The sequence below is a fragment of the Variovorax robiniae genome, from assembly GCF_037889955.1.
GTDB lineage: Bacteria > Pseudomonadota > Gammaproteobacteria > Burkholderiales > Burkholderiaceae_C > Variovorax > Variovorax robiniae.
Genome location: NZ_JBBKZS010000002.1, coordinates 68,341 through 89,261, shown reverse-complemented (window position 1 = coordinate 89,261; position 20,921 = coordinate 68,341). Strand labels below are relative to the sequence as shown.

22 protein-coding genes and 2 tRNA genes are annotated in these 20,921 nt (G+C 65.1%); 11 read left to right on the top strand and 13 right to left on the bottom strand.

Going from position 1 to position 20,921, the window contains the following annotated elements; all coding sequences use genetic code 11:
- Positions 1-178: 178 nt before the first annotated feature.
- The 5 genes from WKW79_RS04610 to WKW79_RS04590 all read left to right on the top strand — a co-directional run bounded on the left by WKW79_RS04610 (position 179) and on the right by WKW79_RS04590 (position 3,089).
- Positions 179-451, top strand: a complete 273-nt coding sequence (locus tag WKW79_RS04610; protein WP_068642416.1) for an HU family DNA-binding protein — start codon at positions 179-181, stop codon at positions 449-451.
- A 16-nt stretch (positions 452-467) separates the two neighbouring features.
- Positions 468-543: transfer RNA gene (locus tag WKW79_RS04605), tRNA-Val, on the top strand.
- 77 nt (positions 544-620) lie between these two features.
- The gene (locus WKW79_RS04600) at positions 621-2,528 is read left to right on the top strand and encodes a SurA N-terminal domain-containing protein (RefSeq protein WP_340333940.1); all 1,908 of its coding nucleotides are present in this window, start codon (positions 621-623) and stop codon (positions 2,526-2,528) included.
- A gap of 29 nt (positions 2,529-2,557) precedes the next feature.
- A tRNA-His gene (locus WKW79_RS04595) sits at positions 2,558-2,633 on the top strand.
- A 117-nt stretch (positions 2,634-2,750) separates the two neighbouring features.
- Complete coding sequence (locus tag WKW79_RS04590; RefSeq protein ID WP_340333939.1) at positions 2,751-3,089, top strand: H-NS histone family protein; 339 nt, start codon at positions 2,751-2,753, stop codon at positions 3,087-3,089.
- A gap of 230 nt (positions 3,090-3,319) precedes the next feature.
- On the opposite strand, the gene WKW79_RS04585 is transcribed toward WKW79_RS04590, so the two are convergent.
- Positions 3,320-4,306, bottom strand: coding sequence for an NADPH:quinone oxidoreductase family protein (locus WKW79_RS04585; RefSeq protein ID WP_340333938.1), 987 nt, complete (start codon positions 4,304-4,306; stop codon positions 3,320-3,322).
- Positions 4,307-4,475: 169 nt separating this feature from the next.
- Between WKW79_RS04585 and surE the strand changes: the two genes are divergently transcribed.
- The 5 genes from surE (at position 4,476) to rlmD (ending at position 9,531) form a co-directional block, all read left to right on the top strand.
- The gene (gene surE / locus WKW79_RS04580) at positions 4,476-5,234 is read left to right on the top strand and encodes a 5'/3'-nucleotidase SurE (protein WP_340333937.1); all 759 of its coding nucleotides are present in this window, start codon (positions 4,476-4,478) and stop codon (positions 5,232-5,234) included.
- Entirely contained in the window at positions 5,234-6,010 is a 777-nt protein-coding gene (locus WKW79_RS04575; protein WP_340333936.1) for a protein-L-isoaspartate(D-aspartate) O-methyltransferase, read from the top strand. Before surE ends, WKW79_RS04575 begins: the two co-directional genes overlap by 1 nt.
- Positions 6,011-6,021: 11 nt before the next feature.
- On the top strand, positions 6,022-6,975 hold the full coding sequence (locus WKW79_RS04570) for a peptidoglycan DD-metalloendopeptidase family protein (protein WP_340333935.1): 954 nt from the start codon (positions 6,022-6,024) through the stop codon (positions 6,973-6,975).
- 105 nt (positions 6,976-7,080) lie between these two features.
- Positions 7,081-8,001 (top strand): sigma-70 family RNA polymerase sigma factor, encoded by a 921-nt coding sequence (locus WKW79_RS04565; protein WP_340333934.1) that lies wholly within the window; start codon positions 7,081-7,083, stop codon positions 7,999-8,001.
- 99 nt (positions 8,002-8,100) lie between these two features.
- Entirely contained in the window at positions 8,101-9,531 is a 1,431-nt protein-coding gene (gene rlmD, locus WKW79_RS04560; RefSeq protein WP_340333933.1) for a 23S rRNA (uracil(1939)-C(5))-methyltransferase RlmD, read from the top strand.
- 57 nt (positions 9,532-9,588) lie between these two features.
- On the opposite strand, the gene WKW79_RS04555 is transcribed toward rlmD, so the two are convergent.
- The gene (locus WKW79_RS04555; RefSeq protein WP_340333932.1) at positions 9,589-10,290 is read right to left on the bottom strand and encodes a Bax inhibitor-1/YccA family protein; all 702 of its coding nucleotides are present in this window, start codon (positions 10,288-10,290) and stop codon (positions 9,589-9,591) included.
- 132 nt (positions 10,291-10,422) lie between these two features.
- On the opposite strand from WKW79_RS04555, the gene WKW79_RS04550 reads away from it, so the two are divergent.
- Positions 10,423-10,830: a GlcG/HbpS family heme-binding protein gene (locus WKW79_RS04550; protein WP_340333931.1), complete on the top strand. Its 408-nt coding sequence runs from the start codon at positions 10,423-10,425 to the stop codon at positions 10,828-10,830.
- 175 nt (positions 10,831-11,005) lie between these two features.
- Here the strand turns inward: WKW79_RS04550 and hemP are convergent, their stop codons facing one another.
- From hemP to WKW79_RS04495, 11 genes are all read right to left on the bottom strand, one after another.
- On the bottom strand, positions 11,006-11,215 hold the full coding sequence (hemP, locus tag WKW79_RS04545) for a hemin uptake protein HemP (protein ID WP_340333930.1): 210 nt from the start codon (positions 11,213-11,215) through the stop codon (positions 11,006-11,008).
- Positions 11,216-11,311: 96 nt separating this feature from the next.
- A complete protein-coding gene (locus WKW79_RS04540; RefSeq protein ID WP_340333929.1) occupies positions 11,312-11,725 on the bottom strand; it encodes an ExbD/TolR family protein in 414 nt (137 codons plus the stop codon).
- A gap of 5 nt (positions 11,726-11,730) precedes the next feature.
- A complete protein-coding gene (locus WKW79_RS04535; protein ID WP_340333928.1) occupies positions 11,731-12,444 on the bottom strand; it encodes a MotA/TolQ/ExbB proton channel family protein in 714 nt (237 codons plus the stop codon).
- A 15-nt stretch (positions 12,445-12,459) separates the two neighbouring features.
- Positions 12,460-13,197: an energy transducer TonB gene (locus WKW79_RS04530; protein ID WP_422823814.1), complete on the bottom strand. Its 738-nt coding sequence runs from the start codon at positions 13,195-13,197 to the stop codon at positions 12,460-12,462.
- Between the two features lie 71 nt (positions 13,198-13,268).
- Positions 13,269-13,541: a (2Fe-2S)-binding protein gene (locus WKW79_RS04525; RefSeq protein WP_340334609.1), complete on the bottom strand. Its 273-nt coding sequence runs from the start codon at positions 13,539-13,541 to the stop codon at positions 13,269-13,271.
- A 263-nt stretch (positions 13,542-13,804) separates the two neighbouring features.
- Positions 13,805-14,485 (bottom strand): Fe2+-dependent dioxygenase, encoded by a 681-nt coding sequence (locus tag WKW79_RS04520; protein WP_340333926.1) that lies wholly within the window; start codon positions 14,483-14,485, stop codon positions 13,805-13,807.
- Between the two features lie 88 nt (positions 14,486-14,573).
- Complete coding sequence (locus WKW79_RS04515) at positions 14,574-16,958, bottom strand: catecholate siderophore receptor Fiu (RefSeq protein ID WP_340333925.1); 2,385 nt, start codon at positions 16,956-16,958, stop codon at positions 14,574-14,576.
- A 226-nt stretch (positions 16,959-17,184) separates the two neighbouring features.
- Positions 17,185-18,540 (bottom strand): sulfite reductase subunit alpha, encoded by a 1,356-nt coding sequence (locus WKW79_RS04510; protein ID WP_340333924.1) that lies wholly within the window; start codon positions 18,538-18,540, stop codon positions 17,185-17,187.
- A complete protein-coding gene (locus WKW79_RS04505; protein ID WP_340333923.1) occupies positions 18,537-19,493 on the bottom strand; it encodes an FAD:protein FMN transferase in 957 nt (318 codons plus the stop codon). The genes WKW79_RS04510 and WKW79_RS04505 overlap by 4 nt, the downstream gene beginning before the upstream one ends.
- Before the next feature lie 56 nt (positions 19,494-19,549).
- On the bottom strand, positions 19,550-20,344 hold the full coding sequence (locus tag WKW79_RS04500; protein WP_340333922.1) for a DUF4198 domain-containing protein: 795 nt from the start codon (positions 20,342-20,344) through the stop codon (positions 19,550-19,552).
- 26 nt (positions 20,345-20,370) lie between these two features.
- Positions 20,371-20,895, bottom strand: coding sequence for a DUF2271 domain-containing protein (locus WKW79_RS04495; RefSeq protein ID WP_340333921.1), 525 nt, complete (start codon positions 20,893-20,895; stop codon positions 20,371-20,373).
- Between the last annotated feature and the right edge of the window lie 26 nt (positions 20,896-20,921).

The following is a 20,921-nucleotide window of genomic DNA, read 5'->3' as shown; positions in this document are numbered from 1 at the left end:
ACCGGCGCCATGTCTTATTGACACCCCGTAGACCAGTGGCTTTAATCCTTGTCGGCAGTGCGCTGCCGACGCGCCGAAATTGTTTCCTCCTTCTCGCACCGCGCAGCGCGGCAACACTGCGAAGTCGGTCATGCCATCGGCGATACACCTGACAACTTTTTTCCGACAAGAGGCCCTTGTGAACAAGACCGAACTGATTGAGCACATCGCAAAGAATGCCGATATTTCCAAAGCAGCCGCCACGCGCGCCCTCGAATCCACCATCGGCGCGATTCGCACGACCTTGAAAAAGGGCAACTCGGTGTCGCTCGTGGGTTTTGGTACTTTCGCTGTAGGCAAACGCGCGGCGCGCACTGGTCGCAACCCGCGCACCGGCGCTGCGATTAAAATCAAGGCCGCCAAGATCCCCAAGTTCCGTCCCGGCAAGGCGCTGAAAGACGCGCTGAACTGAGACATCGTTTTCGGTGGGGTGCTTAGCTCAGTTGGTAGAGCGGCGCCCTTACAAGGCGTAGGTCGGGGGTTCGAGCCCCTCAGCACCCACCACCCGATGCAAAGGCGAACAGGTTGTTCGCCTTTTTTATTGCCTGAGTTCGGGCCGCGTTCGATAGAGAGAGTGCTCAATGTTTGATTTCTTCCGCAAGCACAACAAGATCGTCATGGTGTTCTTGTTCTTGCTGATCATTCCGTCGTTCATCTGGTTCGGCGTTGCAGATCGCTACGACAAATCCAACCAGGGCGAGAAGGTCGCGAGCGTCGATGGCCATGGCATCACGCGGCCCGAATGGGAAGCGCAGCACCGCATGGAGGTCGATCGCATTCGTCAGCAGAATCCGAGTGTCGATGCGGCCATGTTCGACACCGACGCAGCCAAGTACGCAACGCTCGAGCGCATGGTGCGCGACCGCGTGCTGCAGGCAGCCGCGGCGAACACGCACATGACGGTGTCGGAAGACAAGCTGGCCCGCGTATTCGCGGCGGACCAGGGCCTGGCCATGTTCCGCGGCGCGGACGGCAAGTTCGATCGCGCGTTGTTCCAGCGCGCCACCCAGCAGACACCCGAGCAATACGAGGCTTCGGTCCGCGCTAGCCTGGCGACGCAACAGGTGTTGCAAGGCATTGCCGGTTCGGCATTCGCGACCAAGGCGCAAGCCGATGCAACACTCAATGCGTTCTATGACCGCCGCGAGGTGCAGTTGGCCCGCTTCAATCCGACCGACTTCGCCAGCAAGGTCACGGTGAGCGACGCGGACCTGGAGTCCTGGTACAAGGATCACAAGGCCCAATTCCAGGCGCCGGAGCAGGCCGATGTCGAATACGTCGTGCTGGACCTCGATTCGGTCAAGAAGAACATCGCCGTCAGCGACGCCGACCTCAAGACCTACTACGAGCAGAACAAGTCGCGCTTCAGCACCAAGGAAGAGCGCCGCGCCAGCCACATCCTGATCACCGCGCCGGCCAGCGCGCCCGCCGCGGACCGCGAAAAGGCCAAGGCCAAGGCCGAGCAGTTGCTGGCCGAGGTGAAGAAGTCGCCCGCCAGCTTTGCCGACATCGCACGAAAGAATTCGCAGGATCCCGGCTCGGCAGAAAAGGGCGGCGACCTGGACTTCGTGAAGCGTGACGGCACGATGGTCAAGCCCTTCGAGGACGCGATGTTCTCGCTCAAGAAGGGCGAGATCAGCGGCATCGTGGAAACCGAGTTCGGCTATCACATCATCGAGGTCACCGACATCAAGCCGGAGACGACGCCTTCGTTCGAGCAGGTGCGTGCGCGCATCGAGGACGAGGCTCGCGCGCAACAGGCGACGCAGGAGTTCGCCAAGGCGGCCGAGTCATTCACCGACATGGTCTTCCAGCAGCCGGACAGTCTCCAACCCGTAGCCGACAAATTCAAGCTCAAGATCCAGACGGCCAGCGATGTTGCACGCACACCGCCGGCCGGCGCCACCGGCCCCTTGGCCAACCGCAAGTTCCTGGATGCATTGTTTGCCGCCGATACGCGCGAGCGCAAACACAACACCGAGGCCATTGAAATCGGCGCGAGCCAGATCGCTTCCGGGCGCATGACCAAGTACATGGCAGCTCGCACGCTGGAGTTTGCCGAGGTCAAGGACAAGGTGCGCACCCAGTTGATCGCCGAGCGCGCTGCTGCGCTGGCCAAGGCCGAGGGCGAAACGAAGCTCAAGGCGTGGCAAGCCGATGCGGCAGGTGCCAAGCTGACGGAGCCCGTGACGATCTCGCGGCTCGAGGCCCAGTCGGTGCCGCCGCAGGTCGTCGAGGGCGCACTGCGCGCCGACACGAACAAGCTGCCGGCATGGACGGGCGTCGACCTCGGCGCGCAGGGCTATGTGGTGGTTCGCGTGAACAAGGTGGTGCCGCGTGAAGCGCCCAAGCCGGAGCAGGCCGCGCAGGAGATCGGCCAGTTCTCCCAGATCGTTTCCAGCGCCGAGAGCAACGCGTACTACGAGTTGCTGAAGCAACGCTACAAGGCAGAAATCAGCGTTTCGAAGCCTGCTGCGCCAACACAGTAAATTTTGACGCTATAATTGAAGGCTCTTTGGTGGCTGTAGCTCAGCTGGTAGAGTCCCAGATTGTGATTCTGGTCGTCGTGGGTTCGAGTCCCATCAGCCACCCCAAAACACCTTGAAACGCGCCCGTCCTCACGACGGGCGCGTTTTTTTGCGTCTGCGGGTTGGAAGCATTATTTTTTTGAATTAGAATTTTTTCTTTTCAAATTTGAGAAAGCAGGCCAAATGTCCTCCCTTGCCGATATCAATTCCCAGATCAAGAAGCACGACGAGCAGATCGCGCAATTGCGCAAGCAGGCCGAGGAGCTTCGCAACCAGGAACGCGCCGCCGTCATCGATGACATTCGGGCGAAGATTGCGGAATATGGCCTCAGCGCTGCCGATCTGAAACTCGTGGCGCGCGGCGCTGCCGGCAAACGCAGCGGTGGTGCGGCACCGGCAAAGGCCGCTGTCAAATACCGTGGTCCGAATGGCGAAGGTTGGTCGGGTGGCCGCGGTCGCAAGCCGCGTTGGGTGACCGAGGCACTGGCTGCCGGCAAGTCGCTTTCCGACTTCGAAATCTGAACGAATCCTGGCCTCAAAAGAAAAGCCCGCATCGCGGGCTTTTTCAATGGTGCGCCGCACTGGGGGCGCGGCAAGGACGCATCAGTCTTTCACCACGTATCGCATGAGCCACGGCGCATGAATCCAGCGTCTGCACGCCCATTCGTGGGCACCCGCGGAACCGGCTCTGCCGGGCCGCTGGATGCGCCCCCTTGAGGGGGAGGCGCCGCAGGCGCTTCGGGGGGTTGATTTCAGTTGACCATCACCAGTTTGCCCTTGACCCCGCGTGAACCCATGTGCTCATAGGCGGCCTTCAGGTCTGCCATGGGCATCGTGCTGTCGATCACCGGCTTGATCTTGCCCTGGCCATACCATTGGGCCAATTCGGCCATCATTGCCGCATTGGCCTTGGGTTCCCGTTTGGCAAAGTCGCCCCAGAACACGCCCACCAGCGATGCGCCCTTGAGCAACATCAAATTCAAGGGCAGTGCGGGAATGGGTCCCGATGCAAATCCGACCACCAAATAGCGGCCACGCCAGCCGATCGAGCGGAAGGCAGGTTCGGCAAAGTCGCCGCCTACAGGGTCATAAATGACATCGGGGCCTTTGCCGTCGGTCGCCGCTTTGATGGCATCGCGGAAGCCATTCGGCAAGGCATGCGTCGTGTAATTGATGGCGATATCCGCACCGATGGACTTGCACAGTTCGCATTTCTCATCGGTTGATGCAGCCGCAATCACGCGAGCGCCGGCCGCCTTGGCAATCTGGATTGCCGCAGTACCGACGCCGCCCGCCGCGCCCAAAATCAACACGGTTTCGCCGGCTTTGAGTTGCGCCCGGTCCATCAATGCATGCCATGAAGTGGCGTAGATCATGATGAAGGCGGCCGCATCCACATGGCCGAACCCATCGGGCAGTGGCATGCAGAGTGCGGCCGGCGCCAAGGTGTGCGTGCCGAAGCCGCCGGTGCCGGACAGGCATGCCACGTTCTGGCCCACCTTGAGATGCGTCACGCCTTCACCGACCGCCTGCACCACGCCGGCGTACTCCGAACCCGGCACGAAGGGCAGGGGCGGCTTCATCTGGTACTTGTTCTGGACGATGAGCAAGTCCGGGAAGTTCAGGCTGGCCGCCTTGATCTCGATCAGCACCTGGCCGGGGCCGGGTTGCGGTGTCGGCAGTTCCTTCCAGGTCAGCGCATCGACGCCCACCGGGTTTTCGCAAAGCCATGCGTGCATGTCAGGCCTCCCGCCGGGCCGCCCCAACGGGCGCGTTGAATACACGAAGTGATGAAGGTGGGCACATAGATTGAGTCTCCTTGAGGGGCGGCCATGATACGGTTGGCGGGCGTGGGCCCAATGTCTCTGGCGTGACCTGGCGCAACCCTAGAATGACCGCATCAACGCCATGAAAATTCTCATCTCCAACGACGACGGTTACCAGGCACCCGGCATCGTCGCACTGCATGCCGCACTGAAGGACATTGCCGACGTCGAGGTCGTTGCACCGGAGCACAACAACAGCGCCAAGTCGAACGCACTGACGCTGGCCGCGCCGCTCTACGTGCATGCGGCGCACAACGGCTTTCGCTATGTCACTGGCACGCCGGCGGACTGTGTTCACATCGCGCTGAAGGGCCTGCTCGGCTACCGGCCGGACCTGGTCGTCTCAGGCATCAACAACGGCGCCAACATGGGCGACGACACGATCTATTCAGGGACGGTCGGCGCGGCCATGGAGGCGTATCTGTTTGGCATCCCGGCCATTGCGTTCTCGCAAACGGAAAAGGGCTGGGCGCACATCGAGGGAGCGGCGGAGGTCGCGCGACGGCTTGTGCAGCAGATCGAGCGCGAGCGCATGCTCGAAGGGCCGGCTTTCCTGCTCAACGTGAACGTGCCGAACCTGCCGTTCACTGAATTGCAGTCAACCAAGGTCTGCCGCCTTGGGAGGCGCCATTCGGCGGAGAAGGTCATCACGCAGGACAGCCCACGCGGCGAAACCATGTACTGGATCGCCGGTGCCGGTAGCGCCAAGGACAGCGGCGAAGGCACGGACTTCCATGCCGCGTCGCTGGGTCATGTGGCGCTGACGCCGTTGCAGATCGACCTGACCGATCACGCGAACCTCGGCGCCTGGCGCGACGCGGTCGCACGTCTCACGACCTGATGGCAACGCAGCGCCCGAGTTTCCCGGTCCGGCTCAAGCCGACCGCCTCCGCAGCCCTGCAAGGTCGCACCTCCTCTGTGCCCATGCGGCCTGCCGTGCTCAGCAGCACGCCGTCGATGGCGTCGGACGCGGTGCGCGATCGCATGGTCCAGAAACTGGCCGCGCAAGGTATCTCCGACGTGCGCGTGCTGCGCGCCATGGGCGCCGTGGAGCGACACCGGTTCGTCGACAGTGCACTGGTCAACCAAGCCTACGAAGACACAAGTTTGCCAATCGGCCTGGGCCAGACCATATCCAAGCCGAACGTGGTGGCCCGCATGATCGAGTTGCTGCTCGGCGCGCCCGCGTTGAACGGCAAGCCCAATGATCGGCTCGGCCGGGTGATGGAGATCGGCACCGGATGCGGCTACCAGGCGGCGGTGCTGAGCCATGTGGCGAGCGAGGTCTACAGCATCGAGCGCCTGCGCGGCCTTCATGAGAAGGCACGCGCCAATCTGCGGCCGTTTCGCCTCGCGACGGTGCACCTGTTGTTGGGCGACGGCATGATCGGCTACGCAAAGGGTGCGCCCTATGCGGGCATCATTGCGGCGGCCGGCGGCGAGTCGGTGCCGGAAGAATGGATTTCACAGCTTGCGGTGGGCGGGCGCATCGTGGCGCCGACCCACGCCGCCTCGGGCGGGCAAGCGCTGGTTGTCATTGACAAAACCGCCGTCGGCGTGCAGCGCCGCGTTCTTGAGGCGGTCCACTTTGTCCCCCTAAAATCGGGAATTGCTTGAAGGAAGAACAAATGCAGGGTATTGGCAATCGGAGCTGGGTCGCCGGCGTTTCGCTGGGGTTGACGCTCGTGATTGCGGGTTGTGTCACGCCACGCACTCCCGCGCCGGTCGAGGACCGCGGCGCGATGACGAAGATGCCTGCGGCCACCACCGCACCGGTGGTCGCCAACCCCGGTGGCTCGCCATTGACGGTCGACCAGCAGGGCCGTCCGCTGGCTGGCATCGAGAACTACGGCAAGCCGGGTTACTACGCCGTGCGTCCGGGCGACACCATTCGCCGCATCAGTGCCGACACCGGGCAGCGCTGGCAGGATCTTGCCCGCTGGAACAACCTTGAGAATCCGGACCAGATCGAAGTAGGCCAGGTGCTGCGCGTCATTCCGCCGCCGGGCAGCGGGACCGCCGCACCGGCCGTGGTGGCCGCGACCCCCTCGGCCGCAGCGACTGCACCCGCCACTTCTTCGGCGACCGCCCCGGCCGCCGCAGCCACGGGCGCTGCAAGTGCGGCCGCGGTCGCCGCGGCGGCAGCCCCCACACCGGTCAAGCCGCCAGTCACGACCTCGTCCGTGGCCCCCGCTGCTGCGGCTTCAGGCGACGAGGATGTGGGCTGGATCTGGCCGGCTCAGGGCAGCCTGGTCGCCGGCTTCGACGAGGTCAAGAACAAGGGCCTGGACATTGCCGGCAAGGCCGGCGAACCGGTGCTGGCCGCCGCTGATGGTCAGGTGGTGTATGCAGGGGCCAACCTGCGCGCCTATGGCAACCTGATCATTCTCAAACACAACAGTACCTACCTCACGGCATACGCCCACAACCAGACGCTGCTGGTCAAGGAAGACCAGACGGTGCAAAAGGGCCAGAAGATCGCCGAGATGGGTAACAGCGGGACTGACCGCGTCAAGTTGCATTTCGAGATCCGTCGCCAGGGCAAGCCGGTCGATCCGGCCCGCTACCTGCCGCCTCGATAACGACTTGCGCCCCGCCTCTGTCGAGCACAGGGGCGCGAGGCGATCGATTGCCAACGTGCTGATCTCGCACAATGCCTGCCAGTGCCGCAGGCTTGGAGGGAACAGATGGAGTCCCCAAGCGACGAAGACCCGCAGCGCCAAGCGGGCCAGGAGCCATTGCAGGGGCTGGAAGGTGGCGACTCGCTGACGCAGTACCTGCGCGAAGTCCGGCGCACCCAACTCTTCACCTTGGCCGAGGAATTCCAGACCGCCTGCGCGGCCCGTGCGGGCGACTTCTCAGCGCGGCAGTCGATGATCGAGCACAACCTGCGGCTGGTGGTCAATATTGCCAAGGGCTATCTGGGCCGCGGGGTGCCGCTGGCCGATCTCATCGAGGAGGGCAACCTCGGCCTGATGCATGCCATCACCAAGTTCGAGCCCGAGCGCGGCTTTCGCTTTTCAACCTATGCGACGTGGTGGATACGCCAGTCGACGGAGCGGGCCGTCATGAACCAGGGGCGCGCGATACGGCTGCCGGTGCATGTGGTGCGGGAACTGCAGCAGGTGCTGCGCGCGCGGCGGACGCTCGAAGGCGATCCCGATTTCATTGCGCATCGACCGGACGGGGTGCGCGTCGAGGACATCGCTTCGCTGCTGGGCCGCGATGTGCAGGAAGTGAGCGACCTGCTGGTGCTCGCCGAGACGCCGCGCTCGCTCGGCGCCGGCGGCGAGCATGGTGGCGAAGAGGGGTTCAGCCTGGCCGACACGGTGGCCTCCGACGACGATGCAGCCGATCCGTCGGGCGTGACGCATTCGCGCGAGGTGGAACGGCTGCTCGACAACTGGATCGAGACGCTCAGTGGCCGTGAACGCGAGGTGCTGGAAGGCCGCTACGGCTTGCACGACCGCGAGCCCGAAACGCTCGAGGTCCTGAGCGTGCGCCTCGGTCTCACGCGCGAGCGCGTGCGCCAGATCCAGAACGAAGCGCTGGCCAAGATGCGCCGGCACCTGACGCGCGCGGGCATCGGCCGCGATGCGCTCTTTTGAGCTGTCGGGAGGGGATCGCAGGAGTGCTGCGCGCGGACCACTGGCCCTGCCGCACGCCGGTTGGACGGACGGCGCCTGCCGCGCTGAGACAATCGGGGCATGACAACAGAAACAGCAGAGAAGAAAGCGCCGCCGCTTCCCGATGAATGGCTGCAGGTCGAATCGCTCGACCTCGACGCACAAGGCGTCGCTCACAAGTCCGATGGCAAGGTGGTTTTCATCGAAGGCGCATTGCCTTTCGAGGAAGTGCAGATCAAGGTCTTGCGCAAGAAGAACAACTGGGAGCAGGGCGTGCTCACCGCCCTGCAGCGTGAGTCGTCGCAGCGCGTGCGGCCCGGTTGCAAGCATTTCGGCCTGCATCCCGGCGCCTGCGGCGGTTGCAAGATGCAGCACCTGGACGCCGCCGCGCAAGTGGCCGTCAAGCAACGCGCCCTGGAAGATGCGCTGTGGCACCTCGGCAAGGTCAAGCCCGACAACATGCTGCGCCCGCTGGAAGGGCCGTCATGGCACTACCGCTATCGGGCGCGGCTGTCGGTTCGGCACGTGATCAAGAAAGGCGTGGTGCTGATCGGCTTCCACGAGCGCAAGAGCAGCTACGTGGCCGACATGACGGAGTGCCCGGTGCTGCCGGCGCAGGTCAGCGACCTGCTGGTACCGCTGCGCGGTCTCATCGACTCGATGGAAGCGAAGCAGACCTGCCCGCAGATCGAACTGGCGTGTGGGGATGCGCCCGGCAGCACGACGCTCGGCGTGATCGCGCTGGTGCTGCGGCACCTGGAGCCCCTGTCCGCCGCCGACATCGCGCGCCTTCGGGCCTTTGCCATCGAACACCCTGGCGTCCAGTGGTGGCTGCAGGCCAAGGGTCCGGAAACGGTCAAGCTGCTCGACGAGGGCGGTCCGACGCTGTCGTACGACCTGCCCGATTTCGGCATCAGCATGCCGTTCAAGCCCACTGACTTCACCCAGGTCAACCCGCACATCAACCGCGTGCTCGTCACGCGCGCGTTGCGCTTGCTGGACGTACAAGGCGACGAACGGGTGATCGACTGGTTCTGCGGGCTGGGCAACTTCACGCTGCCGCTGGCCACGCAGGCCGGCGAAGTGCTTGGGATCGAGGGCAGCGACACGCTGGTAGCGCGTGCCCATGAGAACTTCAAGCGAAACCAGGCCGCCGCACCCGCCAGCCGTCCGTTGAGCCCGACCCGGTTCGTCTCGCGCAACCTGTTCGAGATGACGCCAGACATGCTGGTCGCCGACGGCCGGGCCGATCGCTGGCTGGTCGACCCGCCGCGCGAGGGCGCCTTTGCGCTGGCAAAGGCGGTGGCCGAGTTGCACCAGGAACCCGAGCGCCGCAACGGCTGGACGCCACCGAAGCGCATCGTCTATGTGAGCTGCAACCCTGCCACGCTGGCGCGAGACGCCGGCCTGCTCGTGCATCAGGGCGGCTATCGTTGCAGCAGCGCCGGCGTGATCAACATGTTCCCGCACACGGCGCACGTCGAGTCGATGGCCGTGTTCGATCTGGCGTAGTTCCTGTTGCGCATGAAAAAGGGGCCCGAGGGCCCCTTTTCGCTGTGCGGCGTGCGATCAGTCGCGTTCGCCGCCGAAGATGCCAAGCAATGCCAGCAGGCTCTGGAACACGTTGAACAAGTCCAGATACAGCGCCAGCGTCGCGCTGATGTAGTTGGTTTCACCCCCATCGATGATCTGCTTCAGGTCATACAGGATGTAGGCCGAGAAGATGCCGATCGCCGCGACCGAGATGGCCAGCATGCCGGCCGTGGAGCCGACGAACACATTGATGATCGAGCCGATGAACAGCACCATCACGCCGACGAACAGGAACTTGCCCATGCCCGACAGGTCGCGCTTGATCACCGTGGCCAGCGAGGCCATCACGAAGAAGACGCCTGCCGTGCCGCCGAATGCGGTCATGACCAGTTCAGCGCCATTCTTGAAGCCCAGCACCTGTGCGATCAGGCGCGAGAGCATCAGGCCCATGAAGAAGGTGAAGCCAAGCAGCACCGGCACGCCCGCGGCCGAGTTCTTGGTCTTTTCGATTGCGAACATGAAGCCGAAGGCACCTGCCAGGAAGACGATGAGGCCGAAGCCGCCACTGAGGCTCGCGGTGATGCCGGTCTGCACGCCGATCCAGGCGCCCAGCACGGTCGGGATGAGGCTGAGTGTCAGCAGCCAATAGGTGTTACGCAGTACGCGCTGGCGCTCCGCCTGCGGCAGCGTCTGGCTGTAGCCGGCGGCGACATCGATGGAAGTGACGCGGTCGTTCATCTTGATTTGCTCCTTTTGGGGTACTGCTGACGGCAGTTGGGCCCATTCTAGAGGTCTGCAAGGGGTGCGCAGCAAAAACCGCGCCGGCCTGTCGCCGTTATGCTTGAGGGTTTACCTCAGTCCACATCGATCATGAAGACCAAGTCCTATCTCGAACTCGCCGACGTCAAGGCCATCGCCGCCGCTGCCGAGGCGGAAGCCCTCAAGAACAACTGGGCGGTGACCATCGCCATCGCCGACGACGGCGGCAACCTGCTCTGGCTGCAACGCCTGGACGGCGCCAATGCGCTGTCGGCGCACATCGCACCCGCCAAGGCCCACACCGCCGCCATGGGCCGACGCGACAGCAAGGGCTACGAAGACATCATCAACGGCGGGCGCACCGCGTTCCTGACCGTGCCGGCGCTTCACGGCATGCTCGAAGGCGGCGTGGCCATCGTCAAGGACGGGCAGGTGATCGGCGCGGTGGGCGTGAGCGGCGTGAAGTCGAACGAAGACGCGCAGATCGCCAAGGCGGGCATCGCGGCCATCGGCCTCTGATATCCCACCGCCGGAAAGCAAAACGCCGACCCATTGGTCGGCGTTTTTCATTTGGCGCGCATCGTGAAAAAAAGCTTGGCTGGTCGGCGAACCGTTGGCTAGCAAAAAACGACCTTTGGAGATTGCTCTCCTCGGTCGCCCCACGATGAAACTTGCCCGGGGCGGCAGGCCGGCCCTACTTGGTGAGGATCAGCTTGCCCAGTTTGGTGGCCTGCAGGCGGTAGAGCGATCCGTTGTGCAGGATGCCGACCGTCTTGTTGCCTTGCAGCAGCGCCGTGCTTTCAACGAGCGGGACTGGTTTTTCGCCAGGCGCGGCGCCTCGGCCACCCGACCGATCGAGCGATGGATGGCTCAGGACAGAAAAGGAGGTCAGGGTGGTTTGCATGGCGAGGGCCTTTGCTGAATCAATACGTTAATGATAATGATTCTCAATACTTTTGTCAATCAAAATGATTGAAAAGTGCGATCAACAAGGGCTTGACTACTTGGCGTCCGGTTCGGTGATGAAGCCGATCTTGCGCACGCCGGCCTCGCGTGCCGCCGACATGGCCTTGGCCACACGTTCATAGCGCACGTCCTTGTCGCCGCGGATGTGCAACTCGGGCTGCGGCTCCTTCGCGGCTTCTGCCGCCAGGCGCGGTCCGAGGTCGGCATCGCTGACGGGCTGGTCGTTCCAGTAGTAGCTGCCGTCGGCCTTGATGCTGAAGACGATGTTCTCCGGCTTGGTCAACTCGCGCTCGCTGCTGGCGCGGGGCAGGTCGATGGCGACGGCGTGCTTCATCACCGGCACGGTGATGATGAAGATGATCAGGAGCACCAGCATGACGTCGACGAGCGGCGTCATGTTGATCTCGTTCATCACCTCATCCGGTTCGTCTTGGGTTCCGAAGGCCATGGTGCTCAGCCCTTCTTCAGCGGCAGCACGGTGGCGGGCTCGCTGCTCTGGACGCGGGCGCCGGTCACGAAGTAGGCGTGCAGGTCATGCGCGAAGCTGTTGAGCTTGGTCAGCACGAACTTGTTGCCACGCACCAGCGCGTTGTAGCCCAGCACCGCGGGAATCGCCACCGCCAGGCCGAGCGCGGTCATGATCAGCGCCTCGCCGATCGGCCCGGCCACCTTGTCGATGGTCGCCTGGCCGGCGGTGCTGATGCTCATCAGCGCGTGGTAGATGCCCCAGACCGTGCCGAACAGGCCGATGAAGGGCGCGGTGGAACCGACCGAGGCCAGGATGGCCAGCCCGGTTTGCAGGCGCGCGGTGAATTCATCGATGCCATTGCGCAGGCAGCGCGTGACCCAGTCGCTCACGTCCAACGTGTCGTGCAGGTGCGCCTTGGTGTTGCGATGGTGCGCGGTGGCTTCGCGGCCTTCCAGCGCGAGGGCGCGGAAGGGGTTGCTGTCGTCCTTGCCGAGCTTGTTGAGGGCGGTGGCGAAGTCTTCGCTGTGCCAGAAATCGGAGGAGCCGCGGGCCAGGCGCTTGTAGCGGATGACGTCCAGCGCCTTGATCAGGATGACGATCCAGGAGGCGAGCGACATGCCGATGAGCAACAGTGCGACGCCGCGGGTGACGATGTCACCCTGCGCCCACAGGTTCATCAGGCCAAATTGGTTATCCATGCGAATGCTCCAGATCTACTCGGGTTTTGTGAAATTGATGGGCGCCAGGAAGTAGCGCAGTGTTTCGTCGCTGGCACCGGGGCGATTCAGCGGTGTGATTTGCGATTTCATGATGGCATCGCGCGCGGCCTGGTCCAGCCGTTCATAGCCGCTCGACGTCCGGACTTCGGCCCGCTTCGGAAAGCCGGCGTTGTTGAAGTACACGGCAATGACCACGCGGCCGTATTCGCCCATGCGCGCGCTCATCCGCGGGTACTCGCGGGGCGGTTCGCGCACCCACTGAACATCGCCTTCCGACAGGTTGATGATGCGCGGCGGGGCCGGTGGCGCGGGTGGCGGCGGTGCCGGTGGTTCGGGCGGCGCGGGGGGAGCTGGTGGCGCCGGGGGCGCAGGCGGCGGTGGCGGCTCGACCGCGCCGGTGGGCGCGTTGGGCGTCGGCGGCGCGGGCGTGCGGATGGCCTGCGGGCGCGGGGGCGGCGGGGTCTTCGTGATCTCGCGCTTGACCGGGGGCGGGGGCGGGGGCGGCGGTGGTGGGGGCGGTTCCGCAGGCTTGGGCGGCGCGATCAGTTCGCTGAGGATTTCGACCGGGATCACCACTTCGGCCGCCTTGCGGATGAGGCCGGTCTGGAGCGCCCAGAGGGCGGCGAGATGGAACACTACCACGCCGCTGGCGATGATGGCGTTGCGGGACATCCCCGCGGGAGCATTGAAGCGGTCAGACACGTTCGATCTTTTCGACGAGAGAGGGCGCATGAAGCGCCCGGATGCAGCAACGAACCGCTAGGCTTTCCGAAGAATCCACCAGGCCGAGCCGGCCACGAAAATCAGGCTGCCGCCGAGTGTTGCGATGAGTTCCATGCCTTGCTTCCCTTGATGGAGTTGGCAAGCTGGATCACCTGGACCTCGTCGTCGCGATGAATCGCGGCAACCGGATGCGAGGCACTGCACTGCGCGAACACGTCGCGTGCGCATCCTTCGCACTGGCCACACTGGGTGGCCACGCCAAGTTCGAATTGGACTTCGTCGAACGTCATGCCGGCTCGCGCATGACGCGCGATTTCTCGGTCGGACACTCGGCGGCAGACGCAGACGATCATGGCGAATGAGGCAGCGGTTGGCTGGCTGTTGGTGAAGGCCTGATTATAAATACGAATCTCTCGCATTTGCAATAACTATCCGGCGGGCGAGGTCGGCGGATTGAATGTCAGCGTGTTCCAACGTTGTCTGGCAAGGGGCGCTGCGAGCGAGACCAGGGCGGAAAGGGCGAGGCCTTTTCGGGGGCACGCGCGGATCCGGCTTCGCCGGGCCGCTGGGTGCGCCCCCTCGAGGGGGAGGCGCCGCAAGGCGCATCGGGGGTGGGTCAAACTTCGGACCAGCGTCTCAGGAGGTTGTGGTAGTGGCCGGTCAGGGCGACCGTCTCCTCGCATTCGCCGATGCGTGCACGCAGCTTCTGGATCTGCTGGTCCAAGTCGAAGAGCATGGCGCGCTGCTCACTGTCGCGCACCATGCTCTGCACCCAGAAGAAGGAACAGATGCGCGCACCCTGTGTGACCGGTTGCACCCGGTGCAGGCTGGTCGACGGGTAGAGGATCAGGTCGCCGGCCGGCAGCTTGACTTCATGGGTGCCGTAGGTGTCGAACACCTCGAGTTCGCCGCCCTCGTACTCCTCGGGCTCGCTCAGGAACAGGGTGCAGGACAGGTCGGTGCGCAATTGCTCGCCGGTGCCGGGGAGCGATCGCACGGCGCCATCGACATGCAGGCCGTAGTGTTCGCCGCCCTCGTAGCGGTTGAACAGCGGGGGCACGAAGCGCAGGGGGAGCGCGGCCGAGTGGAACAAGGTGCTGCGTGCCAGGGCGGTGAGCACGCTTTTGCCGAGTTCGCGGCTGACGGGGGAATGTTCGGGCAGCTGGCGATTGCGCTTGACGCGCGCGCCTTGCTCGCCGACGGTCTGCCGGCCGTCGATCCAGTCGGTGGCCTGGAGTGCCGCACGCAGGTTGCGCACCTGGTCGGGGGTCAGCACGTCCGGTACGTGGAGCATCATCTTCTGGGCACCTCACAAACAGAAAAGCCCCGGCTGGAAGCCGGGGCCGAAGTGTCGCATCGACGTGCGGGCGACAGGTTGCGGTCGATCAGAACGCGAAGTTGGCCGTGATGCGGGCGGAGCGCGGCGTGCCGGGGATGTAGCGGTAGCCGCTCTTGTTGATGGCCGCCACGTATTCCTTGTCGGTCAGGTTGTAGACGTTCAACTGGATGTCGAAGTTCTTGTTGATGCGGTAGGCGGCCATGGCATCGAACACCCAGTAGGCCTCGGTATAGGCCGGCGTGCCGACGGCGCCGTCGGTGCCGCGCAGCAGTTTGCCGTTGTAGCGCACTCCGCCGCCGATGGTCAGGCCGAAGGGCAACAGGTAGGTGGTCCAGGCGGAGAACGAATCCTTCGGCGTGTAGGCCAGTGCGCTGCTGCCGTCGGCGAGCACCGACGGGCCGCTGATGACCTTCGAGTTCTGGTTCGAGTAGCCCGCGCTGATGCCCCAGGCGCTGGTGATCGCGCCGGCAACGCCGAGTTCGACGCCCTCGACGCGCTTCTTGCCGGTCTGGTAGTACAGCAGCGTGGTCGGGTCCTGGATGACTTCGTTGCTGACGTCCGTGCGGTAGATGGCCGCGGTCAACGACAGCTTGTTGTTCAGCACGTCCCACTTGGTGCCGATTTCATAGGTCTCGGCTTTCTGCGGCAGGAAGTCGGTGCGGTTGGCGCTGTTGCCGCTGCCGCCTGCGGCCAGCGCAAAGTTCGCGCCGCCCGGCGGCTGCGCGCCCGTGCTGTAGCCGGCGTAGATGCTGCCGTTCTGTGCCGGCTTGTAGACCACGCCAATCTTGCCGGACCACAGGTCGTCGGAGGTCTTGAGGGTCGTCGGGCCGACGAGGGTGCCGACCGGCAGCGTCGGGTTGGCCGCTGCGGTGGACAGCACGGTGGCCGTGTACTTGGTGTTGTAGTGGTCGTAGCGCAGGCCGCCGGTCAGCGACCATTGCTCGTTGAACTTGAGGGTGTCGAAGGCGTAGAGGCCGATGGTGTCGGTGCGGCCGTCGTTGTCCGCATAGCTGCGCAGGCGGTTGTAGCCGACCACGTTGGGGTTGGGCGCGTACAGGTTGGCGACGGGCCAGTAGCCGTTGTTCAGCGGGCGACCGTTGAAGGTGGCATTGGGGCCGAAGTAGCCGAGCGCGCTCTGTTCCTCGCGCGTCAGTTCCAGGCCGGCGTTGAGGGAGTGGCCCACGGAGCCGGTATTGAACTTCGAGCTGAGATTCGTCTGGTTGACGATGATCTCGTTTTCCTGGTTCTTGTTGGTCGGCAGGTTGCGCGTGACCGTCCAGGTGGCGGGGACCAGCGGGTTCGGCGTCGCCAGGAAGCCGGTGGTCGGCAAGGGCGGCGGCAGGCCGTTGGCGGCCAGGCCGCCGGCCTGGAAGGATGTGAGCATGTAGTCCTGCTCGGTCTTGCCGTAGCGCGTGATGTTGCGCACCTTCATGTCGGGCGTGATGTCGTGTTCGACGCGTGCGGTGAACATGTCCGACTTGACCTTGTCGAAGTCTGAACTGGTGCCGTAGTAGTTGCTGGGGTCGACCGGGGCCGCGTAGTTCAGGAACGTGCGGCGGCGCGCGCCGAGCGCGAGCGGGTCGGGGTTGGTGTAGCCGGGCAAGCCGACGGTGGCCACGCCGCCGTCCGGGATGTTGTTCTGGTCGATGTGGACGTAGTCGAGATAGACGCGTGTCGGGGAATTCAGCCCGAAGGCGAGCGAGGGCGCGATGCCCCAGCGCTTGCTCTTGACCTCGTCGCGGCCCGCCACGTCGGCGTCCAGCGCGAAGGCGTTGAGGCGGAAGGAGGCGCCGATGCCGTTCTCGCCGCTCAGCGACTTGTTCCAGTCGATGCTGCCGCGCTTGTAGTTGGCGCTGCCGAAGCCGAGCGAGCCGTAGAAGCTGTCCTCCTTCTGCGGCTTCTTGGTGATCATGTTGATGTAGCCGGTCGGCGCGGTGCGGCCGATGTCCGCGCTGGCCGCGCCCTTGACCACTTCGATCTGCTCGATGTTGAACACGTCGCGCGATACGGAGCCGAGGTCGCGGATGCCGTCCACGAAGATGCTGCTGGAGGTGTCGAAGCCGCGCAGGTAGATCGCGTCGCCGGTGCTGGTGTTGCCGTTTTCACCGAGGTAGAAGGCGCCCGCGCCGGGGGTGTTGCGCAGCGCTTCGGTGAGGGTGGTGGCGCCTTGTTCGCGCAGGATTTGTTCCTTGATCACCTGCACGGTCTGCGGCGTGTCGAGCAGCGGCGCGGTGAACTTGGGGTTGGCCGAGGTGTCGGTCTTGTAGTCGGCCGGGTTGGCGGTGCCCTGGACCTGGATTTCTTTCAGGGTGCCGGCGGTTGTCTGGGCGCCGGCGGGCGAGGCCAGCGCGACGAGCGTGGCGGCGGCAACGCTGCCCAGGGGTGGAACGGCACGCGCGACCGCGTGCTTGCGACTCTTGATGTACGCCATGTGAGGGACTCCGATGGATAAGGGAAATCGTCTCGACTGGCGGGTCTGGCCTTGCGGCCGAGGGCGGCAAGCAGATTGGCTGGGTCGGAGGGGCTGAAGCGCCCGAGTTCCAAATGATAACCAATCGTATTCAGAACGGGTTCATCTGGTAGCAACTATTTCTGCGAATCGGTCGCAGCGTTGCATGCCAGACACAATCCATTAACTTGCGCCGCGCAACGGGGGCTCAGTAGATGTCGCGGCGATAGCGTCCGTTCGCCACCATGTCGGCAAAGCGGTCGGTCCCGGCGATTTGCCGCAGGGCGGCATCCACGCCGCTGGCCATGCCTTGCAGGCTTCCGCAGACATAGACGGCGGCGCCGCGGTCGATCCAGGCGCTGACCTCGTCCGCGACTTGGAGCAGGCGGTGCTGCACGTACGCGCGCTCGGGCTGGTCGCGGGAAAAAACCCTGTCGACCCGGCTCAGCAGGCCCGCCGATTGCCATGCGGCGATCTCGTCGTGGCACAGCGAGTCGTGTGCCGCGTTGCGCTCGCCGAACAGCAGCCAGTTGTCGCCGTTCCCTGCCGCGGCACGGGCGCGCAGATGGCTGCGCAGTCCCGCCAGGCCGGTGCCGTTGCCGATCAGGAGCAAGGGGCGCGCGGCGTTGTCGCCGAGCCGGAAGCTGGGGTGTGGCTTGATCCGCAGGGGCACCTGGGCGCCTGGCGACAGCGTGTCGGTGAGCCAGCCCGATGCGAGGCCCAGGCGGCCGTCGGGATGCATTTCCTGGCGGACCAACAGTTCGATCGCGCCGTCCTCGGGGATCGAGGCGATCGAATACTCCCGCGGACGCGTCGGGTCGGCCGGCACTTCGACCTGTACCAGGTCGCCGGATTGCCAGAGCAGCGCCACGTCACTGGGTGGCGACAGCACCAGGCGGTGAATCGACGTGCCGACGCTGCCCGGGTTGAGCCACTCGCGCTCCGACAAGCGCCACGGCGTGAAAGGGGTTGCGCTTTCTCCTTCTTCGTCTCCCGCCAGCCCGAGCCGACTGTTCCACTGCGCCAGCGCCGCGGGATCGGCGTTGTCGACTTCGACGCGTGCGAACTCGCGCTTCGCGCCGTTGGCATGAAGCCACTCGTCGAGTTGTCGGCCGAAGCCGCAGAAGTTCTGGTACTGCCGGTCCCCAAGGGCCAGTACGGCGTAGCGCAGGGAGGGCAGGGCGCCGATGCCCGCCATGATCTTCTCGACGAACAGGCTGGCGCCATCGGGCGCGTCGCCTTCGCCGTAGGTGCTGGCGACGAACAGGGCGCGCGGCGTGCTTCGCAGCATGTCGGCATCGAGCGCGTTGAGCGGCAGCACGCGGACCGGCATGCCGAGCGCATGCAAGCCCTTGGCGGTTTGCCAGGCGAGCGCTTCAGCCTGCCCGGTCTGCGTGCCGAAGAGGACGAGGGCAGGTGCCTTGCCATTGCCTGCCAGCGCTCGGGCGGACGCTTGCGATGCAGCTTTCCGGCGTTGCTCGCGCCACCAGATCGCGCCGCACAAGGCCGCGTAGGCGAGCACTGTGCCGGCTGCCGCGGCGCCGCGGAGGGCGTCGATGGTCATGGCTGGGGCCAGGCGCGCGAAGGGTGCGCGGTCATGCCGCCGGGTTCGCGCGCGAACAACAGGGCGGCAACCTTGTGCGCATCAGCAAATGCGATTCCTTCGTCAGGACCGAGCACGGTGAGAACGGTGGCCAGCGCGTCCGCGTGCATGCATTCGGAATGCAGCACGGTCACGGATGACAGCGCATGGCCCACCGGCTCACCGGAGCGCGGGTCGATGGTGTGCGACCAGCGGTGGCCGGCGTGTTCGCGGTGATGCCATTGGTCGCCCGATGTTGCGACGGCCATGTCGGCGAGGGCGATGGTTCGTGCTGCCCCGGCGCTTTCGTCTGCGGCGATCTGCACCGACCATGGCCTGCCGTCCGGTCGGCGACCCACGCCGCGCAATTCGCCGCCAACCTCGATGAGGAAGTTTTCAAGTCCCAGCGCCCGCAGCCCATCGACCATGTGATCGACTGCGAAACCCTTGGCGATGCCGGAGAAATCCAGCGACAGGCCGCCCGGCTGCGACAAGGCGCGGCCGTTGGGGTTGAAGTCAAGACGGCGCCAGCCGCAACGCGCTCGGGCTGCTTCCACGGCTTCCGGCGTCGGTGCCGCGGCGTCAAAGCTTGCATCGGGGCCGAACCCCCATAGGCTCACCAGCGGCCCCACCGTCGGATCCAGCGCGCCGCCGCTGGCTTCCGCCCAGTGCAGAGCACAGGCCAGCACGGTTGCGAACTCGGGCGCCAAGGCATGCACGCTGCCGGCGCGCGCGCGTCCGAAGAGGCTCAGGTCCGAGTCCTCTTCCCAGTGGCTCATCTGGTCGACCACCCGTGCCAGCGCGGCTTCCGCCTCTGCGCGAACCGAATCGAGCGGGAGCATGCGCGGGTTATCGAATCGCAGCGACCAGGTCGTGCCCATGCTGCGCCCCGCCAGTTCCTGCAACGTGGCCGGATCCGCCGGGCGTGGCGTCACTGCGCCGGCATTGGCGTAGCCGCCCGCGCGCCGGGTCGCAAAGGAAGGCCGCGGATTCAGGGCATCACTTCCAGCGTGGCCGCGTAGCTCAGGCGGCGTTCCTTGGCCTGCGGCACCGAGGTCTTGTTGTCCCGCATGTTGACGTCGAGCCAGTACATGCCGGCGGTCGGCCATGTCACGCTGAACTGGCCCTTGCTGTCGGTCTTGATCTTCACGTCTTCGAGCTTGTCGCGGTACTGCGTGTTGCCGGCGGTCACGGTCACGTCAAGGTCCTTGGCCGGCTGGCCATCGAGGTGGATCGTGAAGGTGGATTTCTCGCCCTTGACCAGGTCGGTCGGCGCGCCGGTCGAGATCAGTTCCAGGCCCTGGCCGATCGGCTTCAGCGGCGAGGGCTTGCCCACCGTGATGAAAGTTTCGATGCGGCCCATCGATTGCGTGATGGCCACTTCCTGCGCATCGGCCGGGATCTCCTTGCCGATGGTTTCGGCCGTGCCGCGTGCGCGTTTCTGTTGGCCTGTGGCCTTGTCCTTCCAGGACGCGAACACGCCGTTGTTGAGCACCGCGATGCGGTAGGTGCCCGGCTGCGCGACGTTCACGTCGAACACGTTGCGCTGCTTGAGCTTGGCTTCGGACTCGGGCTTGAGGGCGCTGCCGTCGGGCGCGGTGATCTGCAACCCGTCGAGTCGCAATGCGTTGTGGTTGGCGACGAACAAGTCGTTCGACACGGCGGCATCGATGGTCACGATGTCGCCCTTCGACAGCACGGTGGTCGACGGCAGCAGCCAGGCGTTGTGCGCCTGGGCGCTACCCAGCGCGGCGGTAAGTGCGATGGCAAGCAGGGAGGTCTTCATGGTGGCTCCTTTGGAAGGGTGCGCTGTCAGGGTTTGAGTTCGAGCTTGATGCCGCCGAGTTCGTCCTTGCCCGCGGCGGCGAGCGGCTGCGCCGAAGTGGGCGGCCATTGGAAGGGGATGCTCACGACCTCACGGCCGCCCTGTTCGCGCGCGGCCTCGACGACGAACTTGTAGGCGCCCGGCGCCAGCTTGGGAAAGGCGGCCGAACCTTCGCTGGCGTTGATCTGGTGCGTGCCCGCGGGCTTGGTGGCGCCCGTGACGCCATCGACCGGCACAGCGAGTTCACGCCCGCCGCGCCGCCACCACTGGCGCAGGTCCTTCAGCCACTTGGTGCCTTCCCCTTCGGGGTTGTTGGTCTTGGTGCGCACGTCGTACCAGACGGCAATGGTGCTGGCGACGCTGTTGTCCGCCCGCTCGATCCAGGCCGCGACATAGGGCCGGTGGTACTCGGCCACGTTCAGGCGCGGCACTTCGATGCTGGCACCAAGGCTGGCGGCAAATGCCGGCGCGCCGAACAGTGCGCCGAGCGCGAGGGAATAACGGACTTTCACGAAGCAACCTCGTTTCTCTTGGATGA